A 23,704-nucleotide genomic window follows, 5' to 3' on the forward strand; every position below is an offset into this window, starting at 1 on the left:
ATGATTCCCAACAAAAAAAAAAAAAAAAACGAGAAAGGCTTCCCTAGAAACACCACCCCCCCCCCCCCCGCTCCCCCCCGCCCCGCTTCGTGGTGGTGGAGATGGCGGGAATTGAACCCGCGTCCGATGCAGTGTAGTCAGGGCTTCTCCGGGCGCAGTTTGCGTCGGTTTTTCTCGGCTCCAGCCATCGTGCAAACAAGTGGCTGCCAAGCCCAGTTGTATAAGAGTCCCCCCGGTCCCTACAACGAGGACCGGGAGCAGTGGCCCTCTAAATGACGCCAGGATCCGGGGCGAGAGCGAACCCGGTCTGACGGACTAGCTAGGCTGCCTAGGCAGCGAGAGCGAAGTCAGTGCGCGATGATTTGGCACTTATTGTTTTACAAGGAGCGTTTACGAGATAACCCTGTATCCTCGGCCCGCTTCCCCTGTCGCGACTAACATCGTCGAAACCTGTCATCCCCATGTTCAGTTATCAAGTGATCCCTGCGCCGTCCCGCCGATGGCGGAGTGACTCCTCAAGTCTACCCCACCGCCCGGGTGCGGCTCGGCGCTTCGCCCAGGGAGAACGCTTATCGCACCAGCGTGAGTCCGAGGACGACGACGGGCGACTGCCACAGCCGGACGACGACGAACGCGAGGAGGACGAAGGCGATGCCGAGTGCGGCCAGGGCCGTGGTCGCGGCCTGCTTCCGCCGGAAGCTCCACCAGAAGATCGCCGCGTTGAGCAGGATGAGCACCGGGGAGATCCAGACGAGGACCTGCGCGAAGAAGACGTAGACGAGGAAGACGAACGGGAGGAGGGAGAGGATTCCTGCGGGCACCACGATCAGCAGCAGGAGCAGGTCGACCAGTGCGCCGGCGGTCACCCACCACGGCCGCCTGTACCTCAGCTCCGAGGGCTCGCCTTCCTCGTCGTCGTCCTGCGCCGACCAGAAGACATCACTCACGCGCCCAGGTTCTTCTCACGCATGGCACGCAGCGCCTCGCGGTTGTCCTGCTTCTCGCGCAGGGTCTGGCGCTTGTCGTAGTCACGCTTGCCGCGCGCCACCGCGATCTCGACCTTGGCCCTGCCGTTCAGGAAATAGAGCTGCAGAGGGACCAGGGTGAAGCCGGACTCGCGGATCTTCTGTGAGATCTTGGTGAGTTCCTCGCGGTGCAGGAGGAGTTTCCTCCTCCTGCGCGCGGCATGGTTGGTCCAGCTGCCCTGCGAGTACTCGGAGATGTGGATGCCCTCGAGCCAGAGCTCGTCGCCGTAGAAGATCGCGAAGCCGTCGACGAGGGAGGCGCGCCCCTGGCGCAGCGACTTCACCTCGGTGCCCATGAGTGCGATGCCGGCCTCGTACGTGTCGAGCACGGCGTAGTCGTGGAAGGCCTTCCGATTGGTGGCCACCACTTTCCGGCCACTTTCCTTCGGCACGGCGATACTCCTTCTTGCGGCACTGCTGCGGACGGCGGTCCGCGGGAGGACAGTGCCTTCCATCCTACGACCTAGAGCAGGCCGATCGGATCCACGAGTGTGCCGTTCAGCATCGTCTCGAAGTGCAGGTGGCAGCCCGTCGAATTGCCGGTGGTCCCCGTGTAGCCGATCAGCTGGCCGGCGCTGACGCGCTGGCCCGGCGAGACCAGGAAGCTCGTCAGGTGGTAGAAGTTCGTGGCGAGTGCGTTGCCGCCCACGACGCCGTGATTGAGGACGATCCGGTTGCCTGCGCCCGGCAGGACGTTCGAGTCCGCGTACCAGACCTCGCCGGCGGCGGGGGCGTAGAGCGGCGTCCCGCAGCCCACACCGTAGTCGATCCCCGTGTGCGTGTAGCCGCCCGTGCCGTTGAAGTCGATGGTCCCCACCGGCGTCGGACGCCAGCCGAACCCGGAGGAGATCGGGCCGTTGACCGGGGAGTTCAGGCCGAACGAGCTGGGTGCCGTGGCCACCGGGGCCTGCACCTGCGGGACGACGGGCGCCACCGGGGCAGGCGCCACGGGTGCCGGTGCCGGCCGGTTGGCGGCCTCGGCCTCGGCTGCCAGCCGTGCCGATTCCGCCGCTGCGGCAGCTTCCGCCTCCGCGCGCAGGCGCGCTTCCTCCGCGCGGGCCGCTGCCTCGGCCTCGGCCTTCAGGCGCGCCTCCTCCGCCTTACGGGCCTCCTCGATCTGGCGGCGCTGCCGCTCGGCGATGTCCGCGTTCACCTGCTGCTGGGCCTGCTCCACGCTCGCCAGCTTCGCCTCGATCACGGGCTTCTGCTCCTGCAGCGTCGCCGACAGAGCGGAGGTGTCCGCCACGAGCTTGTCCACCTTCGCCTTCTCGCCCGCTGCGGCGTCGCGGGCGGACTGCTCGGCGGCGAGCGCCGCGTCGGCCCGGTCCTTGAGCTTCGTGATCTCGGCCTCGACGGCGACCAGGCGGGCCTTGCTGTCGGCGTTGGTCGCGCTCTGCTCGGACAGGCGTTCCATGGCGGCGTTCTGGCTGCGCAGGGCCTGGTCCACCAGATCCATCGACTCGGTGAAGTCCTCGACCCCCTCCGCGCCCAGGAGCAGGGACACGTTGGTGGGAATCCCGCCGTTCTTGTAGGCCTCGGTGGCGATCTGGCCGATGACCTCGCGGGTCTCCTCCATCTCCTGCTGGTCGGCGCGGAGTTCCTCGGTGATCTTGTTCCTGGTCTCCTGTGCGAGATCCACGCGGACCGCCAGGGCCTCCACCTCCCCCACCGCGGTCTCGACCTTGCCCTGGGCATCGGCGAGGGACTGCTGCGCCGCCGGCAACTGCCCCTGGTAGGTCTTCAGCGCGCCGATCGTCTCGGCGATGTCGGCGTCCAGGTACTCCATGGACTGCTGGACCTCGGTGATCTCGTTCTCGAGCGCACTCTTGCGGTCGTCGAGTTCGTCCGCGACGACGGGCGTGCTGAATCCGAGCGCGAGCGCGACGACGAGGGCGATCGAGGTGCCTGCGGTACCGCGGACGACGAAGGTCCTCGTGTCCTGCCGGGCCCACCAGGTTCCTGGTGGGCGCACGTGTCCCCTGGCGCTGAGCGGCATGCGGTTAGACCTTTACGTATCGTCGGAGGGTGAGCAGGGAGGAGAGTCCTGCGAGGACAGCCCCGAGCAGGATGAGTGCGGGAACCAGGAGCAGTACCTGCTGGGACGAGATGAACGCCGTCTGCGGGAAGGTGTCGACGAGCCAGCCGTCGATCACGAACTTCGACGCTGCCCAGAGCGTCGCCGACGCGAGGACCGCCCCGAGAACGGCGGCGATCACTCCTTCCAGGATGAACGGCAGCTGGATGACGGCCTTCGACGCGCCCACGAGGCGCATGATGCCGGTCTCGCGGCGGCGGCTGAAGGCCGAGAGCCGGATGGTCGTGGCGATCAGCAGGATCGCGCAGAACGTCATGATCCCGGCGATCACGAGCGCGACGACGGACGCCCAGTTCATGTAGCGGAAGATCGCCTCCAGGAAGTCGCGCTGGTCGCTCACGGCATCCACGCCGGGCTCCGAGGAGAAGGCCTCGTCGATGACCTCGTACTTCTCCGCATCCACGAGGCTCACCCGGTAGGACTCGGGCAGCTGGTCGGCGGTCACCGAGTCGACGATCGGCGAATTCGCGAACTGGTCCCGGAAGTGGCCGAGCGCCTCCTCCTGCGACTCGTAGGTGACGGTGTCGACGTACGGCGCGAACTGCTCGGATTCGAGCTTCGCCTGGATCGCCTCGCGCTGCTCGTCGGTGACAGGCCCCGCAGCACAGCTCGTCTCCGAGGAGTTGTCGACGCAGAGGTAGAGGGTGACCTGCACGCGGTCGTACCAGTAGCCCTTCATCTGGTTGATCTGCAGCTGGAACAGCCCGGCGGCGCCGACGAAGGTCAGCGAGATGAAGGTCACGAGGATCACGGAAGTGACCATGGACAGGTTGCGGCGGATGCCCGAGCCGATCTCGGACAGGATGAAGGCGAGCCTCATCCGGTCAGTACCCCGGTCTCGCCCACGTAGATGCCCTGGGCGTCGTCGCGCACCACGGATCCGTTGCGGAGTTCGACGACGCGCTTGCGCATCGTGTTGACGATGTCGTCGTCGTGCGTGGCCATGACCACCGTGGTGCCGTTCTGGTTGATCCTGTCGAGGACCTTCATGATGCCCATCGACGTCGTCGGATCCAGGTTGCCGGTGGGCTCGTCGGCCAGCAGGATGCCGGGACGGTTGACGATGGCGCGCGCGATCGCGACGCGCTGCTGCTCGCCGCCGGAGAGTTCATGGGGCATGCGGTTGTTCTTGCCCTCGAGGCCGACGGTCGCGAGGACGTCGGGAACGGTCTCGCGGATGACGGCACGGCTCCTGCCGATGACCTGCATCGCGAAGGCGACGTTGGCGAACACCGTTTTGTTGGGGAGCAGGCGGAAGTCCTGGAAGACGACGCCGATGCCGCGCCGCAGCCGGGGTACGCGCCACGAGGGGATGTTCGCGACATTCTGGCCGGCCACGTAGACGGCGCCCCTCGACGCCCGGTCCTCCTTGAGGACGAGGCGGATGAAGGTCGACTTGCCGGAGCCCGAGGCGCCCACGAGGAAGACGAACTCGCCGCGGTCGACGTCGAGGGAGACGGCGTCGAGGGCGGGCTGCGACTTGGAGTCGTAGTTCTTCGTGACGTTGTCGAATCTGATCATGATCACTCTGCGCCCATGTGTGCGCCGGGCACGGGCATTTGCTGGGGGAAGGGAGCGCCGGCTTCTCGACTATAACGACGGCGCAACTGAGCGCCCGTCACCCGGGCGGTGTGTCGCGCGCACGGTGCCGGCGCACACCACGCACCTGATCGCCGGGTGGTCCTGCTGGGCCGGCGGGTGCCGCCGCTGCGGAGCGCGCAGCGACACGAGCCGGCCCTACCCGCACGACCGTCGGGAACTACGCCAGAATGAAGCGATGCGCGGAATTATTTTGGCCGGCGGAACCGGCTCGAGGCTTCATCCGATCACCCTGGGCATCAGCAAGCAGCTCGTGCCGGTGTACGACAAGCCGATGATCTACTACCCGTTGTCGACGCTGCTCCTGGCGGGCATCCGGGACATCCTGATCATCACGACCCCGAGGGATGCCGTGCAGTTCGAGACCCTGCTGGGCGACGGGTCCTGGTGCGGGGCGAATATCACCTACGCGACGCAGCCGGCGCCGGACGGGCTGGCGCAGGCCTTCATCATCGGCGAGGAGCACATCGGGAACGACGACGTCGCCCTGATCCTCGGCGACAACATCTTCTACGGGCCGGGCATGGGCGCCACCCTGGGCCGCTTCGCGGGCATCGACGGCGGAGCGATCTTCGGCTACCACGTGGTCGACCCGCGCCAGTACGGCGTCGTCGAGTTCGACGAGGACTTCAGGGCCCTGTCGCTCGAGGAGAAGCCGTCCGAGCCGCGCAGCAACTACGCGGTGCCCGGCCTCTACTTCTACGACAACGACGTCATCTCCATCGCGAAGGGACTGAAGCCCTCTGCCCGCGGAGAACTGGAGATCACGGACGTCAACCGGAGCTATCTCGATGCGGGCCGGCTCAAGGTCGAGGTCCTGCCGCGCGGCACGGCCTGGCTCGACACCGGCACGTTCGACTCGCTGAACGACGCGTCGACGTTCGTACGGACCATCGAGCACCGGCAGGGCCTGAAGATCGGGGTGCCGGAGGAGATCGCCTGGCGACGGGGACTCCTGACCGACGACGAACTGATGGTCCGCGCTGAGAAGCTCCTCAAGAGCGGTTACGGGCAGTACCTGCAGGATCTGGTCCGCCGCGAGGCCCGGGTGGCGACGCCCGCTCCCTAGGCCGGCCGTCCGTCCCGGCTGCGGCGACACCCGGATGCGGCGACGCCCGGCTGCACAGCAGGCCGGGTGCGTGCGTCGAGCCGGGTGCGCGTCGGACCGGGTGTACGTCCGCTCAGGCTTCGTCGTTGCGGTTGTTCGTCCGCCAACGGATCCCGGCGTCGATGAAGTCGTCGATCTCGCCGTCGAACACCGCCGAGGTGTTGCCCACCTCGTGGTTGGTGCGCAGGTCCTTGACCATCTGGTACGGATTGAGGACGTAGGAGCGCATCTGGTCGCCCCAGGACGCCTTCACGTCGCCCGCGAACGCCTTCTTCTCCGCGTCCTCCTGCTCCTTCTTGAGCAGCAGGAGCCGGGACTGCAGCACGCGCATGGCGGCGGCCCGGTTCTGGATCTGCGACTTCTCGTTCTGCATGGACACCACCGTGCCCGTGGGCAGGTGGGTCAGGCGTACCGCGGAGTCCGTGGTGTTGACGGACTGGCCGCCCGGACCGGAGGAGCGGAAGACGTCGACGCGGATCTCGTTGTCCGGGACCTCGATGACGTCCGTCTGCTCGATCAGCGGGATGACCTCGACGGCCGCGAAGGACGTCTGCCGGCGGCCCTGGTTGTCGAAGGGGCTGATGCGGACGAGGCGGTGCGTCCCGGCTTCGACCGACAGCGTGCCGAACGCGTAGGGCGCCTTGACCTCGAACGTCGCCGACTTCAGGCCGGCCTCCTCGGCGTAGGACGTGTCGAGCACCGAGGTCGGGTAGCCGTGGCGCTCGGCCCAGCGCAGGTACATCCGCAGGAGCATCTCGGCGAAGTCTGCGGCATCCACTCCCCCGGCTCCGGAGCGGATGGTGACGACGGCTTCGCGCTCGTCCCACTCGCCGGCGAGGAGCGTCACGATCTCCAGCTGGTCGAGGGACCTGCTCAGCGACACGAGTTCCTTCTCGGCCTCCGCGAGGGTGTCCTCGTCGCTCTCGTCCTGCGCCAGTTCCACGAGGACCTCGAGGTCGTCGATACGGCTCTCCAGGGTCTCGAGGCGCTCCAGGGCGGACTGTCGATGGGACAGCTTGGATGTCACCTTCTGCGCCGCCGCCGGATCGTCCCAGAGGTCCGGCGCACCGGCTTCCTCGCTCAGTTCCTCGATGTCCTTACGGATCCCCTCGACGTCGGAGACCTGCTCGATGGACTGGTACTTCGCGCGGAGGGCGCGGATCTCTGCGGGAAAATCAGTGGTTGCCATGGTTCTTCCAGCCTACGTCATGCCCCGCGCCGCGACCGCGCTCCCCCCTGGCCGGCCGCGCGGGTGCGACGACGCGGCGTGCTGCGCGTCAGCGCGTGAGCTCGGCACGGGCATCGCCCTGGGCGATGATCGGTATCCCGGCCGGAACGAGGAAGTTGACGATCGGCGGACGGACGACGGCGGTGAGCACGACCCTGGCAGTGCGCCCGTCGGCTGCTCCCGTGGCGGGATCGATGCACAGTTGCTCGAAGCGGGCGTCGGCCCCGGTGGTCGAGAGGTAGCCGTCGGCGGAGTCCTCGACGCCGGAGTCCTGCAGGACCGGGAGCGGCGTCGTCGACGCTCCGACGCGGACGTCGATGCTGTAGTCGTCGGCTGCGGCGAGCGCGGCGCCGTCGGCGGCCGACAGCAGTTTCTTGTGCTCTATATATACGGCGGTCACGGCGAGCACGACGGTGACGACCAGCAGGGAGATCAGCAGGTAGCCGATGACGAGGATCCCGATCTGCCCGTCGTCGGACCGCCCCGCGCCGGGTGCCGGGGTGGCCTCCGGTCTCCGGGCCCGCAGCACCCGAACCGCTCCACGATCGAGGTGGATGTCGCGTCCACCGTCGCGGCTGACGAGGAGGACCCCGCGATGGCGGGGACCAACGGAAGGGGGACGTCCAGGCGCACCACGACGGTCACGGTGGAAGCCGGCGTGAGGCACGCCTCGCTGCAGATGATGTCGACGTCGGCCTGGTCCGCCGTGAAGCCGAAGTCCGAGAACGCGATCCGGACGGCTGCGCGGGCCCTCGCATCCCCTGCCCCTGCGGTCGGTGCATCCGCGTACACCCTCGCGGCCTGGTCGGCGGCACCCACCACGGCGAACGAACCACCCTGCAGCGCGCCCACGGTCAGCACGAGGTACACGACCGGCACCAGTAGCAGGACGCCCAGGAACACGAACTCGACGACGGCGCTGCCGTTCTCCCCCTCGTGCCGGCGCCGGCCCGCCGTCCGGCCACGCGTCGACCGTCCGGGCCGGGCAGCGCTCCGAGTGCCACGCCGGCCCTAGGCAGGGACGATTGCCGGGTCACGACGGAAGGGCGGCATGGCCGCGTACCTCCAGGACTCCGGCCGGACCGATCAGGCCGATGACCGGCAGGGGTGCCCGGACCACCACCTCGAGGGTGCGGACACCGCTGACGGTGCTCTCCCCGACCGAGATGTCGGACCCGTATGCATCGGCCAGTGAGCCGCGGATCAGCTGCTCGGTGCGCCCCACCGCGTCCTGCGGGTCCCGGTCCGCGAGTGTGCCGTACCGAGCACCCGAGGCGGCCGCGTCGATGAGCGTGTTGCGGACATGGAGCACGAGGGTCAGCTGGATGATGGCGATGAACACGACGGTCAGGAGTCCGCCGACCAGTGCGAAATCGACGACGGCCGCGCCGTGCTCGGTGTCCGAGGAATCGCCCGGGTCGTGCCGGGGCATTCTCCGGTGTCGCAGCACCACTAGGGGGAGACCTGGTCGATCGCCTGGTTGCACAGCCCCTACAGCGCGGGACCGGCGATCGCCAGCAGTGCGGCGACGAGGACGGCCGACATCAGCATGACTGTGATCAGTTCTCACCTAGACGTGTCCGAGGCCGCCTGGCTTCAAACAGCGGCGTCGTCACCTTCGTAGCTAGGTTCGAACTTCATACTTTTGATGTGGAATCTTGCCCAGTCCAGTCCCCTCACGATATCCGTCTCCTGCTCCGGGGGAGCATTACGTGGCAGCGTGATCGTCACTTTGCCGCTCGGATCCCGAATGACAGCCTCAACTGAGTAACCCATTTTGTCTATCTGCCGGGCAATCCGGTCACTGAGTAGCTTATTTGAGGGGTCGGTTGCCCTTGCCTTCAGCCCTTCCAAGCGGTCAGACTCGGCCGTACTGGCGGCGGTTCGTAGTAGCTGGTTGCTTAGCCGAGCATCGGTGCGAGCGAGCGATCGCACCGCATTCAGAATCTCGCTAAGCATGTCAGAGTCATCAGCGGCTGCGGGCTGCGGGGTTGGCGCCGTAGCGGGGTCCTCTTCGCTAGGAAGGTCCTTCTTTATCTCCTCGAGCTTCGACTCGAGTGCGGGCCAGCAAACTTCAAATGCCCGCTCAAGTGCTTCAAACTCTCTCGCTTGATCGCCGAGTGCTTGATTCACAGATACCACAAGAGAATGGATGCCGACCTTCGTGGGCAGAACAAATTGATAGCTCGAGAGAGGTCCTGTCAACTTCGCCACGTTCGGAAAGTCGACCAGCAAAGGCAAAACCCGGGCTTCCGAACCGCCGACTCGCTTGGAGAGAGCGCCAGCTTCAAAGTTGAGCCACTGGGAGTGTTGGTTCCAGGGCGTCACAACGATGATGCCAAAGCTTGTGCCATCCAACTCCTTGTCTAGCTGTTGGTTCCATTGGAGCCCAGCTACTAAACCGCGTGAGCTGACCCATGGGTCGACGGCATTTAGGACCGTGGGGAGCCACTCATCGAGAGCGCGAGCTACGGCGTGACTCTTCGTCTTCGCTCCCGACCAACTAAGAAATACTTTCAAGATCAGTCCCCAATACTGGATATTCCTAATTTTTGAGCAACCCTAGCAATAGAATCGCGGATACTGACAGCTCCAAGTTCCAGGCGCGGTCGAGCCCCGAGCACAGCAGCAGCCGCTACTCACCCCGTGAACCGGGAGTGGACAACCACCTTTGATAAGGGCCGCTGCGGGGTCACCTCTACATGGTCGATGACGCGGGCAAGGATGTCGCGCTTCGCGTCCACGGTCATGCTGTCCCAGTCCCGGGAGAGAGCGACGACGTCTGACTCCTCAACGACGGGTGTGGAAGCGATCGTCAGATCCCGTTGGAGGGATTCCCGTTGGGCATGTATGTCGTCGCGCATCTTCCGGTACGTGGTGTCAGGCACGGTCCCGTCGAGCATCTTATGCGTGAGCTTCTCCAACCGGTCCTCGAGCTTCAGCAGGTTAGCCATGATGCGGGCGCCCTGTTGCTGGGGTGTGGTGGAGGGCTGGATAGGGATGACGCGCTGGTTTATGTGTTCGGCGGCCGCGTCGTCCCATTCGCGGACGGCGTCTTCCACGATGTGGACCATGACGTACCCGCCTTCGTGCATGCGTTTCTCGACTGAGGGCGGCGCACCACCTGCTGAACGCGATCGCGTCCCGGCCCGTCGAAACCCCGTCCGGGTCGTACCTGCGCCAGACCGTCCGCGAGAACAATGCCGCCCCCGTGGTCAACGGGGCCCTGAAGCCCGTATCAAGGTACGAACTTCAGCCGGTGACCTGGGAAATCGCGACGATCGCGCACGTCTCCGAGCCCCTGCAGGTGCAGTGGCTGCAGGACTACGGGAACCTGAAAAGCTTCCTCGCCGTCGAAATGTCCTACGGCGTCGACGCCGCGGTGTCGAACTTCATCCTGAACGGTGGGGTGTCCGAGAACGGCACGGAGCAGCTCGGAATCCTCACGACGACCGGCGTCCAGCAGGCCGCGTTCCGGCAAAACAAGCTCCTGTCGATCCGGCTGGCGCTGGACGAACTCGAAACCGCCGGCGTCGCCGCTACCGGCATCGTCCTGAACCCGACGGACTGGGAGGACATCAAAACCCTCCTGGACGCTGACGGCCGTTTCCTGCTGCCGCAGGCGCCCGGCCAGGCCGTCGCCCGCACTCTATGGAACGTGCCCGTGACACTCGTCCCCGGGCTCCCCGCCGGGCAGGCCGTCGTGGGCGACCTGACCACCATCCACCTGGTCTACCGAAACAGCCTGCAGCTGGCGTGGAACCCGTTCCACACGACGCTGGGCACGACGGCGGCACCGGCGCCGACTGACCTGTTCAGGAAGAACCAAACCGTCATGTGCGCGGAAATCCGCGTGGGCCTGGAACTGGTGAGCCTGAAGACCCTGCGCGTCGTCGACCTGACGGCGTAGCAGTACCGGCGTCAACGTCACCCCGGAAGGACCTAACTTCGGTCCTAGTCCGATCAGGGAACGATGGCCGCAGCAACCAGGCAGCCAGCGCCATGAATGACAGAAGGGGCCCTACCTGGCGACAATTTCGCCGAGTAGGGCCCCTTCTTCAAAATTAAACGGTCTGCTCTAAGTCCTTGTTATGCACTATTTCTTCCTGCTGCCAGAGCACATCAGGAACCGCGGGCAGGAAAGTCGGGCGAAGACCCATACGGCTCACAATGTCCGAGATAAGCTGCCGATGATAGGGGTAGCTGATTCGCGTTGCAACTAGATTTAGCTGTTCATCGAAATCATCAGGCTTTTCGGCATCGCCAATAACGAAGTCAACTTTAAATGAACAGTCGATTGTTGCCACGACTTCTTCTTCGTTATTTGCAAGTTGAACAGATATCGAAGTCACCCGCATCGCAGGGAGTTGCTCAGCTTCTGATACTGAGTAGGACAAGTTAATTTTCTTTGGGTGTGGGAAATGAAAGTATTCGGTCGTCACCTTCAGATCATCGAGCGTCACAGACTTCAGCTGGTAATCAACGTTGCTGGTATCAACAGTTTCGCTATCACGAGTCGACACTTACTTTTACCTCCCTCGTAGTGACGCCTTCAGCCGGCTCTCGAAGATTGGCTAGTTTCGTATCCCAGCCCGCAGACCGAAGCGACGTTGTATGATCCCGTGTAGTCACCACGTAGAATGCCTCATTGTCTTCTGGAGTAACCGTGAAGTCGATTGAGTGAAGCTGGAATCCTTGGAGTCCTCCGCGAAGAACCGTGACTGTATCCGTAAGTTTCTTTTCGCCCGCTGGCTGTCGCCTGGAACGACGTTCGGGCAGTGGGGGCACCGATGAGTCGACCGGGTTGACTTTAAATTCGATCGTGTATCCCAGCGCGCGCAATACCTTCGCCAGCGTCGAGATCTGAACATTTCCGTCGCCATGCAGAATTTGCGAGACACGGCTTTCGCCAACCTCTAGTCTTTCCGATAATTCCTTTTGCGACAGCCCGCTTGCGCCTAGAGCATTTAGTAACGTCGCGCGAACACGCAGCGCGAGACGGGCTGCGGCCATGCCTTGCTGCCCCTTTGAAGTTTGTTCTCGGAGCTCCACCAGGGACATGTCAGCTGGCTTCTTTGTCATGATGCAAATCCTCCGTTCGAACCTGTCTTGCATATGCCAACTCTTTTGGCACCGCCTTCATATGCTTCTTTGACATGCACAGCGTCAACCTAATTTGTGGGGAGAAGTAGGGAATTTCGTCCCAATCCTGATTATGTAGACCGAATCGGGTATTTTTGGCTTCGTAGTTGCCAGCACCGTCCGTGTCGTAGAACGCCGCTCGAAGCCAGCCGGCCCGGAACTCCCACATCCCGAATCCAAGCTGATTTATGTCGTAGAGCGTGGGTGGCTCCCCGTTGTCTGCGAAGTACTCACAGATCGCGAAGAACTGGTCATGCAGGTCGATTTGGCAGTCGTCCGGCAATGAGGGCGAGTTGTGATTTTCCCACTCCCCTTCCGCAAGCTTGTCGAGGGCCTCGGATGCAGGGGAGGTGGTGCCGTCCTTCGTGACGGCACAGCAGATGACATGAGCCTCCCCTACCGCCACATGCCTTCGTCCTACTTTACACAAACGTAAACCCCCCTTGGTACCAGTGCAACGCGTAATCGCAGTATATGGTTCGGCGCCTCACGTGCAGTCAATCACAGGCGGCTTGACCGCAAGCAGCTCCCGAAGGCGCCGTGGCACCAGACAACGGCAAGCGGAGAACCCTGGTGGTGGGTAGTCCTAGGAGCGGTAGCAACACGCGTTGCGCACCATCATCGCGATCTCCTTCCTGCCCGCGGATTCCATCAGCTCGCGTTTGGCGAGGTCGCGGACGTCCTGGGCCTGGGCCCGCAGCACGTCGGCCAGCGGTGTCCCCCGCTGCACGGCCACGGTGATGCCGTCCACGAATCGCGCGAGCGGGGCCAGGCGCGTCCTGTTGAAGAATTCCTGGAGGGCGTCGACGAGGGGCTTCCCCGCCCGCGTGGCGGCCAGGACGAGGGCGAACTCGCCGGCGAGTTCCCCGGTCGCCGTCCTGCAGATCCGCTCGAGGGCACCCGTAGTGCTCTCGCCCGCCGAGACGGCGAGTGCCATCAGCTCGGCAAGTCTTGGGAACTCGGCGAGCATGCGGGTCTCGCGCCGCCTGATGTCGGCCGACAGGAGCGCTGCGAGTGGTTGCTCAGAAGCTTGGGCAGGTGCTATGAAGCGCTCAAGGGCGGCGTGCCACATGTTCATCGAAGATCGAATGCTCCGACTAAGAGATGCAGAATCTCCGGTCCACGTGGGCTTGAGATGAGACTCTGGGTACACGCGGTGTGCAAAGTGCGGCATCATGGGCGCTGTTGGCGTGGACGCTGCACATCCCCGGCAAACCGATGTTCAGCGCGATCAGCATGTCCAGGCACTCCGCCTCCCGGACCTCGCCGACGACCAGCCGGTCCGGCCGCATCCTCAGTGCCTCTTTCACGAGGCGGCGCAGGGGGATCTCACCGTGGCCCTCGAGATTGGGCTGCCTGCATTGCAGGCCGACCACGTCGCGCAGGGGCAATCGCAGTTCGAAGATCTCCTCGATCGTGATGACCCTCTCCCGGGGACCGATCGACGCACCGAGCCAGTTCAGCATCGTCGTCTTCCCTGCCTGGGTCGCCCCGGACACGAGGATGTTGAGGCCGCTCCGAGGAACCGCGACGCCTGTGGGGACAGGGTGCCCAATTCCACCAGGTGCTCCAGCCGGGAAGCCCGGGCGATGAACTTCCGGATGTTCACGGACCAGTGCTTGCGGGTGACGTCGGGGATCACGACATGCAGCCGTGACCCATCGGGGAGGGAGGCGTCCACGAAGGGCGAGGACAGATCCAGGCGACGGCCGCTCGACTTCAGCATCTTCTCGACGAGGTCCCGCACCTGCTGCTCGCTCAGCGACAGCGCCGTGAGTTCGGATTCCCCGTTCCGCGCGACATACACCTCCGACGGCGCATTGATCCAGAATTCGGGTCACGGATTGGTAGGTGGTTGACGAATGCGGGGATGCGCTAGATCTAGGCTGTTTTAGCGTGGTCTGGGGTTGCTCCTAGCTGGTTGTTTACGAGCTTTTGGCGGACTTTCTGCGGACTACGTTATTGCCGCCCGGCTACTCGACCAATCGCGTTGATGATGTCGGTGAGTCCAGACACAGGGACTGTGTCCTCATCGGGTCGCCCGCCTAGATGGGCGATGTAGCTTTTTCCGAAAGCCCGGTCGATTAGCTCAAGGCGAGCAGCGTCAACGTTCTCTTGATCGGTATTGGCGGCGAGGAAGGGGCCGAAGGTGCGAAGTTCCATCTCCATCCGCTTACTAGCCGTAGCCTCAGCGGAGAATCGGCTTCCAAGACGTATCGCTACGGTCGCTGCTGACGCAGCAAGTGCACCGAATGACAACCTGAGGACGATGCTCTGCCAAGTTGGAGGTGTCTCGTCGTTTTCGAAGAGCAGCGGCACAAATGGCGCGGCCGCTGCGATGAGGAACACAAATCCCGCTATGAGCAGGGTCAGGCTCGTCGTTCGGGTCGTTCGAGATTCTGTAGCGAAGTGCTGCGCCAGCACACCCGCAGCGTCTGCCGTTGTAAGGCTGTCGTAGTCCTTCGCCGTCTTACGGAGATGCTCTAGTTTTGCGGTCACCTCCTTCTGCCCGGCGTCGATATCCTTGTTCATCTCTTCGAAGACGGCTTTCAACTCGTCGTCGGCGGACTGCTTCCACTCGCTGAAGGACGTTGTGTTCTTGTCTTTGAGGCCATCGATCGTCTTAATGCCGGTCTGGACAACCTCGTCGATCCTCACAGCAGCAGCGTCAATCTGAGTCGCGACCTTCTGGCCGCTGGCCGCTACCTCGTGCAGAGTTGCCTCAGTTTGAAGTGAGAGCTGCCGTGCTTCGTCAGCTATGGCATCGAGATGAGACAGGACTTCAATTTGGCGCTGCTCTTGCTTTACCAAGTGCTCGTTCTGGCGCTCAAGCAGGTCCTCGAACAGAGTGTTCAGCTGAGTAACGACCCCACCCTTGGCGTATCGACGGGGCCATGGCGCCATATCGATCAGCACGGCCTCCACGTAGGTAACCGCTGAGGTCGTTTGGGCGCGGTTCTGGGGCGAAGATGCCCGTGATGCGATGTAAGACGTTGCTTGCTGAATGTGTGCTGCGGCTGGATCAAGCATCGATCCGGTGAAGAAGGCGGCGTAGGTAGATGCCATGTCCCTATGCGTCAGGACGTAATCAATGATGAGGTGAATGCGGTCAAGCTGCCCCTGCTCATCAGCATCGACGGCTTTGAGCGCATCTGCCTGACCGAGCAGAGTGGTCGCCTGGTTCCAGATCGGATGGGAATCGAATTCCGAGCGCTTCAAACGTTGCCTCCTGTGGGTTTGGAGGCGACATTACCGTAGCTTCACAGCCCCTCCTTTCCACGGCCCGATCAGGAGTCTGAGCCAAATCTGCGCGCCGTGAACCACGAATGAGCGTGATTGAAGTTGATAGACACACCTGACATACGTTCGGTAGGAAATCTGACTATGCCGTAGGCGTCAGATCTGCCCCCACCCCGCGGGGCAAGGGGGTGGGTCCTCGCGTGCGCGCGCGTGACAAAGGGTTTGAGTTTCGTACAAAGGCTGAGGCCCTATGCCGAAAGGTGGCCTGTGCGACCGGGTGGTGGGGGGTGCGCCCCCCTCAAGATCAGTCCGGGGTGTTGCATCGGTGGACGTTTGCGGGAGACAGCTCTGCGTCCCTGCTGTGCTTCTTGGGTGGTCTTGCCCTGGTGGTGCTTTGTACACAGCCATTGAAGGTTTGACAGGGAGTGATCGTCGCCGGGCTTGATGTGGTCGCATTCGGTGCCCTGCTCGGCGCATCTAACTCCTGCCGTGATCCACTGGCATCGGTCGCCGGCTCTGTGCTGCACGGCTCTGCGTAGGCTTTTCCAGTCGCCTAGTAGTCGTGCTGATCGGCCCGTGTTCCACGTCATCGGGGAACGGTCTTGTGCGGGGTTGCTGACCAATGCTGGTGTGCCTCTGGTGCGTCTCGTGTGAGCACGGCAAGGACCCATCCTGCTGATGAATACTCGGGGACTTTTGGTTTGCCTGGTATCGCTTACCCCTCATATCGGTTCCATGCCCACTGACCAACACGATGAGCTGCTGCCCACTCGTCTCGTGTCTGTGGGTCGGCGCTGAGGATGGTCCATAGGCCACGGTCGTCGGCTGTAAGCATGCTGTCCTGCTCTGATCAATGTGGATGGACAACTCGGGGGGATACCAGTCGCAGTGCCAGAGGAGCGACAGTCGACGAAGCTTGGGGGGCATGGACCCCCCAAAAACCTCTACGAAAGTCGCTCCTCTGGCCTAGCGAGATATCTCTCTAGGGCTTTTTTCCACATGGGTTGAAGGGCCGGCCCCGTCATCGAGGCCGGCCCGTGAGGGGTGTGTGGCTCAGGCGGCAGTCATCTTGACGATGGCTGCGGGGTCAGCGAACCCGAACCCGACGCGGATGGTGGAGCGGACAGCTAGCTTGTCGGAGGTGAAGAATGCGTCCTTGCTGGTGTCGAGGGTTACGTCCTGACGGAGGACCGAGTAGAGCTTGGTGGAGTTTACGCCGTAGACGGTGCCGGCGGGCAGGTCTCGGGAGACGATGAGCGGAACGCCGTTGACGGTGCGCTTGTCCACGAGAAGATCCGCATTGGATCCCGTGCCGGTCTTGACCAGCGCCACAGTGTACTCCTGAAGAAGTAGGCCGCATCATGGCTGCGGCGGACCCCGGGCTCCGTCCTCTAATCGGTCTGTGCGCCTTTGGTGGCCTACGCCTGGGTGAAGCATCAGCAGTACAGGTCAGCGACATCAATTTCCTGAAGCGCACTCTCCAAGTCTCTCGACAAGTACAGCGGCCTATCGGACTCCCACCCGAAGTGCGGGCCCCAAAGTACGGTTCCGAGCGATTGGTGCATCTTCCCGATGAACTCGTGAAGATGCTCGCCTGGCACGTAGAGCACTACGGCGTTGGGGGCGAAAGCCAATGGATTTTCCCGCGAGCAAATAATTTGCCAGCACACGCCAACACCATCAGCGAATGGTGGAGATCCATCATGCGAGATGAAGGGCTCGTGGGACTTCGTCTGCACGACCTGCGCCACTTCTACGCCTCAGGTTTGATTGCGTCAGGATGCGACGTCGTCACAGTTCAAAGAGCCATGGGACACGCGACCGCGAGCACCACCCTTAATACATACAGTCACCTGTGGCCAACAGCCGAGGACCGCACGCGAGCCGCCGCCGCGGACTTGATGCGCGAGTCCTTGGGACGTGCTGCGGACTCTCGGCGGACTGGCACCGTAATACAGGCTGCTGACTAGGCGTTATGCCCACTGGAGTGAGTTGATCCAGATCTCCTCGACCGTGGGATCGTCCAGGAAAGGCTGCAGGGCGCCGAACCCGGCGACGGCGTCGTAGATCTGCTTGCGTGCGGCATCGAGCCGGCCCAACGGTGGGAGGAACCCCAGGACCGAGCGTTCCTCGTAATCGGCGACGGCATCGCGGACCAGGAGCTGCACCTCGTCGACCTGGCGGGAGGGATCCAGCCCACGCCTCCGGATGAGCTCCCGCACCTCGCCCTCGACCACGTGCACAGCATCCATGGATATCCCCCGCGTACCTGCACGCCGCCGTTGGCGTGGTGGTCGAGCCCGGTCGGCTCCTGCTGCGAATCACCCTACTCAAGGCGGCCCCGCCCGACTAGACGGTGCGGCAGATGTGCATAACCGCAATTTCCCGCCCCTACAGCGTGCGGGAGACTGCAACCGCACGACACGCCCAGTGGAATTACCACGGAACGCGCAGGTTTTACCGAGGATTCCGGTTTCACATCCGAAACCCCCGTCACAGTCGTAACAGCTATGTAAGTCTTCTCGGGATTCAATCGCTGGCTGACGCCCGGATTTTGCTGGAGAACCCGTGACCCTGCCCTCCCCCGCTCGACTCCTGTGTGCCGCCCTCCTGTCCCTCGGTCTCATGGGCAGCGCGGTCCCCGCAGTAGCAACAGACGCCGTAACGGCCCCGACCCCTTCCGCGACCGCTGCTCCGGCCGTCCCGGCCGCCCCTCGAATCGCGACCGGCCCGGCGAGTGCCCCTGCCGCACCGAAGGTGACGACCGCACCCGTCGCGCCGGCACCCGCCGTCGACAGCGGGACGAAAGCCGCCACGACGCCGGCTCCGACAGTCCCCGCCCCTGCTCCGACAGTCCCCGCCCCGGCGTCGGCTGCAACCGCCGAAGCGCCCGCCGCAGCCCAGGACGAGGTCACGTCCTTCGTCCCGGACCTCACGTGGAACCCGCTCGAGGACCCGGATTCGAACGCCCGGTACGGCGAGCACTTCGCCCAGCCGGTCAGCCCGATGAAGTCGGCGTCGCCCCTGGGCCTCGACGGCAGCGCCGGGTCTGCAGCGATCGCACCGCGCAGCGGCGACTTCAAGGTCACGCTGGTCACCGTGCAACTGTCGGGGAAGACAGTTGCCGATACCGACGCGATCAACATGACAGCGGCCCGCAACTCGATCACGAGCGCCAACGCCTACTGGAATTCAGCCTCCGCAGGACGCCTGTCGATGACGAAGGTGAGCGAGTACCGGCACAAGTCGGCGGCGCGGATCACCGACTCCTACGGGACGATCATGGCGACCGTGACGAGGGAACTGAACTGGCAGTACCGGCCCTACGAGTCCCTCGTGATCTTCGTCCCCCATGCCGACCTCAACTACAACGGCTCCTGGGGCATCCTGGGCGGCGGCTTCACCGACAGCTCCACCAGCGGCCGCGTGATCATGCCCTACCCGTCGGCGCTCACCAACAACGTCGTGACCCACGAGTTCGGCCACGTCCTCGGCCTGCACCACGCCAACTCGCTCGCCTGCCCGGGTGGACGGCTCGACGCGGAACGCACCGGATCGTTCTGGGGCGATTCGGGCTGCTGGTCGTCCGAGTACAGCGACATGTCCGACATGATGGGTTACGCCCAGGTCAGCTCCCCGATGATCAATGCCTTCCTCTGGGAGTACGGCGGCTTCGGGTCCGGTTCGGAGATCCGCAACATCGGGACGCCGTCGGAGCGGAAGCAGTACACCCTGAAGCCCTGGAGCGGCAGCGAGACGCAGCGGGCGCTGAAGTTCGTGGACCCGAAGAGCAAGGAGGTGTACTACCTCGAGCTCCGCGTGCCCCTCGGTTACGACAGGACCTCTGCCGTGGGCGGCAACCAGGGCGTGAAGATCACCAAGCAGGACGTCCTCGGCTGGGCCGGCAACGCATCGGTGGTCCTCACCCCCAACAGCGGCCTGTACGGCTACTCGAACCGTGCCCTGACGTGGAAGGCGGGACAGACGTTCACCACCCACACGGGGACACGCGTGGAGATCACCTCGATGTCGGTCCCCACGAACGACCCGGGCGCTGCAAGCGCCGTCGTGACGATCACTCCCCCGAATTCGACTCCGTCGCCGGCGGCGGCGGCTATCTCGGCGGTTGTCGCGTCCTCGTCCGGGCTCGGGGAGGTGCGCTCCGGTGTCGTGTGTGATCTGGCCGGTGGAGGGTGCTACCAGGGGTTCGCCAATGGCGCGGTCATCTGGTCCAGTGCTACGGGTGCTGTCATCTCCCTGAACGGGCCGCTGCGCACCGCGTGGCTGGCAGCCGGCGGCGAAGGCGGAGCCCTGGGCTACCCCACCGCGGCACAGGTCTGCGGGATCCGCGACAACGGGTGCTACCAGTCCTTCCAGAAGGGCGAGGTGTTCTGGTCCAAGGCCTCCGGAGCCGCGATCAGCAAGGTCGGCGTGATCCGCACCGCGTACCGTGCTGCCGGCGCCGAGAACGGAGCACTGGGCTTCCCCCTGGCCGCGGAGGCCTGCGGGCTCAAAGCCGGCGGCTGCTACCAGGCCTTCCAGAACGGAGAAATCCTCTGGTCCTCGGCCACGGGCGCCCAGATCTCCAAGGCCAGCCCGATCCGCACCGCGTACCGGGCAGCACGCGCGGAGAACGGCATCCTGGGCTACCCCACCAGCGCGGAGATCTGCGGACTCAAGCTCGGCGGGTGCTACCAGACGTACCAGAACGGGGAGATCCTCTCCTCCACCGAGACCGGAGCACACATCACCAGGACCGGCGGGATCCGTAACGCCTACCGCGCCGCGGGCGCCGAGAACAGCGCCCTCGGATTCCCCGCCGGCGAGGAGACCTGCGGCCTGCGCAACGGCGGCTGCTACCAGTCCTTCGCATCGGGCGAGATCATGTGGTCGCCCGCCACCGGCGCGCAGATCATCTCCAACAGCCCCATCCGCACCGCGTACCGCAAGGCAGGAGCAGAGAACAGCCTCCTGGGCTACCCCGTGAACGCCCAGGTCTGCGGCATCCGCGACAAGGGCTGCTACCAGTCCTTCCAGGGCGGCGAGATCCTCTGGTCCAGCGACTCCGGAGCCAACATCAGCAGGACCGGCGGCATCCGCGACCTCTACCGATCCCTCGGAGCGGAGAACGGCCAGCTGGGCTTCCCCGTCACCGCCGAGATCTGCGGCCTGCGCGACGGCGGCTGCTACCAGTCCTTCCAGCGGGGCGACATCTACTGGAGCCCGAGCACCGGAACCACGCTCAGCACCTCCGGCTCCATCCGCAACGCCTACCGCAAGGCCGGCGCAGAGAACAGCGCCCTGGGCTACCCCCTGACCGCCGAGATCTGCGGCCTGCGCGACAACGGCTGCTACCAGTCCTTCCAGAACGGCGAGATCCTCTGGAGCTCCAAGACCGGAGCCAGGATCACCGCCAACGGCCCCATCCGCACCACCTACCGCAAGGCCGGCGCCGAGAACGGAACCCTCGGCTACCCCACCACCAACCAGACCTGCCCCACCCGCACCAAATGCACCCAGAGCTTCCAACGCGGAACCCTCACCTGGACCTCCACCACCGGCGTCAAACGAACCTGACCCACCCCACCCCGACACGGATCCACCAGCACGTGTTCCTCTCCATGTGCGGCCCCGAACAAATAGGTGATTTCACAGTGATAACCAAGCGAACTTCCACATCGGCCCGACTCGCCCTGCTGCTCGCAGCGATCCTCGTCAGTCCTCTGGCGCCGGCATCGGTGTCTCCTGCCCTGGCGAGCGAGATCGGCGACGTAGCACCGCTGGTCACTCCCCCACCCACGGTCGAGGTTCCCCCTGCCGTCGGTGGGACACCGACGGACGGTGCGACGACCCCTCCCGCAGAAGGTGTCCTCCCCCCGGAGGTCGAGGGGGCGGAGCAGCAGGGTGCGGCAGCCGTGGCGCCACCCGAGGTGAGGAACGCGTCCATGGGGCAGGGACTCGCGCGGATCGCCGAGTCGGGCGATCCCCAGATCCCTCGCGCAGCGGAATCGCGGGAGGGCTTCCTGAATGGCGAGGGCGCTGCCGAGGATTCCTCGGAGCAGGGCTCGGCGGCGACGAACTACTGGAACCCCGGCGGGGTCTTGGGCGTCGATGTCAGCAGCCACCAGGGTCGGTCCGTCGCCTGGTCGGCGGCCGCCGGCTACGGTGCCCGCTTCGCCTACGTCAAAGCGACGGAGAACAACGACTACGTCAATCCGTATTTCTCGGACCAGTACGCGGGCGCAGCAGCAGCGGGTATGTACCGGGGTGCCTACCACTTCGCCCTGCCCAACCTGTCCTCGGGCTCGGCGCAGGCGACGTTCTTCGTCCGGAACGGCGGAGGCTGGAGTGCGGACGGCAAGACCCTCCCCCCACTCCTCGACGTCGAGTTCAATCCCTACCCGTCGCTGGGCAATACCTGCTACAACATGACGCCCTCGCAGATGGTCGCCTGGATCGCGGACTTCTCCCGGCAGATGCAGGCCTTGACCGGCAGGAAGCCGATGATCTACACGGCGGCCAGCTGGTGGAACCAGTGCACCGGCAACTCCACCGCGTTCGGTGACCATGCGCTCCACGTGGCGCGCTACGGTACGACCACCCCCGGCACCATGCCCAGCGGCTGGGCGAAGCAGGACGTGTGGCAGTACACGGACAGCGGGCCGGTCATCGGTGACTGGAACCAGTGGAACGGGACCCTGGCAAGCCTGCAGGCATTCGCCAGGAACGATGTGAATTCGACTCCGTCGCCGGCGGCGGCGGCTATCTCGGCGGTTGTCGCGTCCTCGTCCGGGCTCGGGGAGGTGCGCTCCGGTGTCGTGTGTGATCTGGCCGGTGGAGGGTGCTACCAGGGGTTCGCCAATGGCGCGGTCATCTGGTCCAGTGCTACGGGTGCTGTCATCTCCCTGAACGGGCCGCTGCGCACCGCGTGGCTGGCAGCCGGCGGCGAAGGCGGAGCCCTGGGCTACCCCACCGCGGCACAGGTCTGCGGGATCCGCGACAACGGGTGCTACCAGTCCTTCCAGAAGGGCGAGGTGTTCTGGTCCAAGGCCTCCGGAGCCGCGATCAGCAAGGTCGGCGTGATCCGCACCGCGTACCGTGCTGCCGGCGCCGAGAACGGAGCACTGGGCTTCCCCCTGGCCGCGGAGGCCTGCGGGCTCAAAGCCGGCGGCTGCTACCAGGCCTTCCAGAACGGAGAAATCCTCTGGTCCTCGGCCACGGGCGCCCAGATCTCCAAGGCCAGCCCGATCCGCACCGCGTACCGGGCAGCACGCGCGGAGAACGGCATCCTGGGCTACCCCACCAGCGCGGAGATCTGCGGACTCAAGCTCGGCGGGTGCTACCAGACGTACCAGAACGGGGAGATCCTCTCCTCCACCGAGACCGGAGCACACATCACCAGGACCGGCGGGATCCGTAACGCCTACCGCGCCGCGGGCGCCGAGAACAGCGCCCTCGGATTCCCCGCCGGCGAGGAGACCTGCGGCCTGCGCAACGGCGGCTGCTACCAGTCCTTCGCATCGGGCGAGATCATGTGGTCGCCCGCCACCGGCGCGCAGATCATCTCCAACAGCCCCATCCGCACCGCGTACCGCAAGGCAGGAGCAGAGAACAGCCTCCTGGGCTACCCCGTGAACGCCCAGGTCTGCGGCATCCGCGACAAGGGCTGCTACCAGTCCTTCCAGGGCGGCGAGATCCTCTGGTCCAGCGACTCCGGAGCCAACATCAGCAGGACCGGCGGCATCCGCGACCTCTACCGATCCCTCGGAGCGGAGAACGGCCAGCTGGGCTTCCCCGTCACCGCCGAGATCTGCGGCCTGCGCGACGGCGGCTGCTACCAGTCCTTCCAGCGGGGCGACATCTACTGGAGCCCGAGCACCGGAACCACGCTCAGCACCTCCGGCTCCATCCGCAACGCCTACCGCAAGGCCGGCGCAGAGAACAGCGCCCTGGGCTACCCCCTGACCGCCGAGATCTGCGGCCTGCGCGACAACGGCTGCTACCAGTCCTTCCAGAACGGCGAGATCCTCTGGAGCTCCAAGACCGGAGCCAGGATCACCGCCAACGGCCCCATCCGCACCACCTACCGCAAGGCCGGCGCCGAGAACGGAACCCTCGGCTACCCCACCACCAACCAGACCTGCCCCACCCGCACCAAATGCACCCAGAGCTTCCAACGCGGAACCCTCACCTGGACCTCCACCACCGGCGTCAAACGAACCTGACCCACCCCACCCCGGTGGGCGGACCGGGAAGCGGGGAAGGCT

The 23,704-nt window shown here is 64.8% G+C and carries 20 protein-coding genes, 1 other RNA gene and 4 pseudogenes; 5 read left to right on the forward strand and 20 right to left on the reverse strand.

Annotated elements, in window-relative coordinates; all coding sequences use genetic code 11:
* Nucleotides 1–93 precede the first annotated feature (93 nt).
* The 6 genes from ssrA to ftsE form a co-directional block, all read right to left on the reverse strand.
* Nucleotides 94–461, reverse strand: a transfer-messenger RNA (tmRNA) gene (gene ssrA / locus ACX80L_RS14015).
* Nucleotides 462–569: 108 nt separating this feature from the next.
* Entirely contained in the window at nucleotides 570–947 is a 378-nt protein-coding gene (locus ACX80L_RS14020) for a hypothetical protein (protein WP_133080899.1), read from the reverse strand.
* On the reverse strand, nucleotides 944–1,417 hold the full coding sequence (smpB, locus tag ACX80L_RS14025) for an SsrA-binding protein SmpB (RefSeq protein ID WP_133080900.1): 474 nt from the start codon (nucleotides 1,415–1,417) through the stop codon (nucleotides 944–946). Before smpB ends, ACX80L_RS14020 begins: the two co-directional genes overlap by 4 nt.
* Nucleotides 1,418–1,488: 71 nt before the next feature.
* Nucleotides 1,489–3,021, reverse strand: coding sequence for a peptidoglycan DD-metalloendopeptidase family protein (locus tag ACX80L_RS14030; protein ID WP_459290367.1), 1,533 nt, complete (start codon nucleotides 3,019–3,021; stop codon nucleotides 1,489–1,491).
* Nucleotides 3,022–3,025: 4 nt separating this feature from the next.
* The gene (gene ftsX, locus ACX80L_RS14035) at nucleotides 3,026–3,940 is read right to left on the reverse strand and encodes a permease-like cell division protein FtsX (protein ID WP_208741535.1); all 915 of its coding nucleotides are present in this window, start codon (nucleotides 3,938–3,940) and stop codon (nucleotides 3,026–3,028) included.
* Nucleotides 3,937–4,641, reverse strand: a complete 705-nt coding sequence (gene ftsE, locus ACX80L_RS14040; RefSeq protein ID WP_133080903.1) for a cell division ATP-binding protein FtsE — start codon at nucleotides 4,639–4,641, stop codon at nucleotides 3,937–3,939. The genes ftsX and ftsE overlap by 4 nt, the downstream gene beginning before the upstream one ends.
* 256 nt (nucleotides 4,642–4,897) lie before the next feature.
* Here ftsE and rfbA point away from each other — a divergent pair, with 256 nt between their 5' ends.
* A complete protein-coding gene (gene rfbA / locus ACX80L_RS14045) occupies nucleotides 4,898–5,788 on the forward strand; it encodes a glucose-1-phosphate thymidylyltransferase RfbA (protein ID WP_459269532.1) in 891 nt (296 codons plus the stop codon).
* A gap of 112 nt (nucleotides 5,789–5,900) precedes the next feature.
* Here the strand turns inward: rfbA and prfB are convergent, their stop codons facing one another.
* From prfB to ACX80L_RS14075, 6 genes are all read right to left on the reverse strand, one after another.
* A complete protein-coding gene (prfB, locus tag ACX80L_RS14050) occupies nucleotides 5,901–7,016 on the reverse strand; it encodes a peptide chain release factor 2 (protein ID WP_133080905.1) in 1,116 nt (371 codons plus the stop codon).
* 88 nt (nucleotides 7,017–7,104) lie between these two features.
* Nucleotides 7,105–7,584 carry a pilus assembly protein TadG-related protein gene (locus ACX80L_RS14055; RefSeq protein ID WP_459290369.1) on the reverse strand — a complete coding sequence of 160 codons (480 nt, stop codon included), beginning with the start codon at nucleotides 7,582–7,584 and terminating at the stop codon, nucleotides 7,105–7,107.
* Nucleotides 7,488–7,958, reverse strand: coding sequence for a hypothetical protein (locus ACX80L_RS14060; RefSeq protein WP_459290371.1), 471 nt, complete (start codon nucleotides 7,956–7,958; stop codon nucleotides 7,488–7,490). The genes ACX80L_RS14055 and ACX80L_RS14060 overlap by 97 nt, the downstream gene beginning before the upstream one ends.
* A 130-nt stretch (nucleotides 7,959–8,088) precedes the next feature.
* Nucleotides 8,089–8,487: a TadE family protein gene (locus ACX80L_RS14065; RefSeq protein WP_133080907.1), complete on the reverse strand. Its 399-nt coding sequence runs from the start codon at nucleotides 8,485–8,487 to the stop codon at nucleotides 8,089–8,091.
* A gap of 164 nt (nucleotides 8,488–8,651) precedes the next feature.
* Nucleotides 8,652–9,575, reverse strand: coding sequence for a toll/interleukin-1 receptor domain-containing protein (locus ACX80L_RS14070; RefSeq protein WP_459290373.1), 924 nt, complete (start codon nucleotides 9,573–9,575; stop codon nucleotides 8,652–8,654).
* A 119-nt stretch (nucleotides 9,576–9,694) separates the two neighbouring features.
* On the reverse strand, nucleotides 9,695–10,129 hold the full coding sequence (locus tag ACX80L_RS14075) for a hypothetical protein (RefSeq protein ID WP_459290375.1): 435 nt from the start codon (nucleotides 10,127–10,129) through the stop codon (nucleotides 9,695–9,697).
* Between the two features lie 32 nt (nucleotides 10,130–10,161).
* On the opposite strand from ACX80L_RS14075, the gene ACX80L_RS14080 reads away from it, so the two are divergent.
* The gene (locus ACX80L_RS14080; RefSeq protein ID WP_459290549.1) at nucleotides 10,162–10,965 is read left to right on the forward strand and encodes a phage major capsid protein; all 804 of its coding nucleotides are present in this window, start codon (nucleotides 10,162–10,164) and stop codon (nucleotides 10,963–10,965) included.
* Between the two features lie 154 nt (nucleotides 10,966–11,119).
* Here the strand turns inward: ACX80L_RS14080 and ACX80L_RS14085 are convergent, their stop codons facing one another.
* From ACX80L_RS14085 to ACX80L_RS14115, 7 genes and pseudogenes are all read right to left on the reverse strand, one after another.
* Nucleotides 11,120–11,578, reverse strand: coding sequence for a hypothetical protein (locus ACX80L_RS14085; RefSeq protein WP_459290377.1), 459 nt, complete (start codon nucleotides 11,576–11,578; stop codon nucleotides 11,120–11,122).
* Nucleotides 11,565–12,137 carry a helix-turn-helix domain-containing protein gene (locus ACX80L_RS14090; RefSeq protein ID WP_459290379.1) on the reverse strand — a complete coding sequence of 191 codons (573 nt, stop codon included), beginning with the start codon at nucleotides 12,135–12,137 and terminating at the stop codon, nucleotides 11,565–11,567. The genes ACX80L_RS14085 and ACX80L_RS14090 overlap by 14 nt, the downstream gene beginning before the upstream one ends.
* Complete coding sequence (locus ACX80L_RS14095; protein ID WP_459290381.1) at nucleotides 12,118–12,603, reverse strand: hypothetical protein; 486 nt, start codon at nucleotides 12,601–12,603, stop codon at nucleotides 12,118–12,120. The genes ACX80L_RS14090 and ACX80L_RS14095 overlap by 20 nt, the downstream gene beginning before the upstream one ends.
* A 207-nt stretch (nucleotides 12,604–12,810) precedes the next feature.
* Nucleotides 12,811–13,200: pseudogene (locus ACX80L_RS14100) on the reverse strand (type II secretion system F family protein); the annotation flags it as partial.
* A 154-nt stretch (nucleotides 13,201–13,354) separates the two neighbouring features.
* A pseudogene (locus ACX80L_RS14105) lies at nucleotides 13,355–14,031 on the reverse strand (CpaF family protein); the annotation flags it as partial.
* 125 nt (nucleotides 14,032–14,156) lie between these two features.
* Nucleotides 14,157–15,416, reverse strand: coding sequence for a hypothetical protein (locus ACX80L_RS14110; protein ID WP_459290383.1), 1,260 nt, complete (start codon nucleotides 15,414–15,416; stop codon nucleotides 14,157–14,159).
* 1,074 nt (nucleotides 15,417–16,490) lie between these two features.
* Nucleotides 16,491–16,769 carry a phage major capsid protein gene (locus ACX80L_RS14115; RefSeq protein ID WP_459290385.1) on the reverse strand — a complete coding sequence of 93 codons (279 nt, stop codon included), beginning with the start codon at nucleotides 16,767–16,769 and terminating at the stop codon, nucleotides 16,491–16,493.
* A gap of 17 nt (nucleotides 16,770–16,786) precedes the next feature.
* On the opposite strand from ACX80L_RS14115, the pseudogene ACX80L_RS14120 reads away from it, so the two are divergent.
* A pseudogene (locus ACX80L_RS14120) lies at nucleotides 16,787–17,407 on the forward strand (site-specific integrase); the annotation flags it as partial.
* Nucleotides 17,408–17,425: 18 nt separating this feature from the next.
* Here ACX80L_RS14120 and ACX80L_RS14125 read toward each other — a convergent pair.
* Nucleotides 17,426–17,689, reverse strand: a pseudogene (locus tag ACX80L_RS14125) (CpaF family protein); the annotation flags it as partial.
* 316 nt (nucleotides 17,690–18,005) lie between these two features.
* Here ACX80L_RS14125 and ACX80L_RS14130 point away from each other — a divergent pair.
* Together ACX80L_RS14130 and ACX80L_RS14135 are read left to right on the forward strand one after the other, a co-directional pair.
* Nucleotides 18,006–21,014, forward strand: coding sequence for a hypothetical protein (locus ACX80L_RS14130; protein WP_459290387.1), 3,009 nt, complete (start codon nucleotides 18,006–18,008; stop codon nucleotides 21,012–21,014).
* A gap of 77 nt (nucleotides 21,015–21,091) precedes the next feature.
* Nucleotides 21,092–23,662: a GH25 family lysozyme gene (locus ACX80L_RS14135; protein ID WP_459290389.1), complete on the forward strand. Its 2,571-nt coding sequence runs from the start codon at nucleotides 21,092–21,094 to the stop codon at nucleotides 23,660–23,662.
* Nucleotides 23,663–23,704 lie beyond the last annotated feature (42 nt).

The organism is Arthrobacter sp. MDT1-48-3, assembly GCF_054511015.1.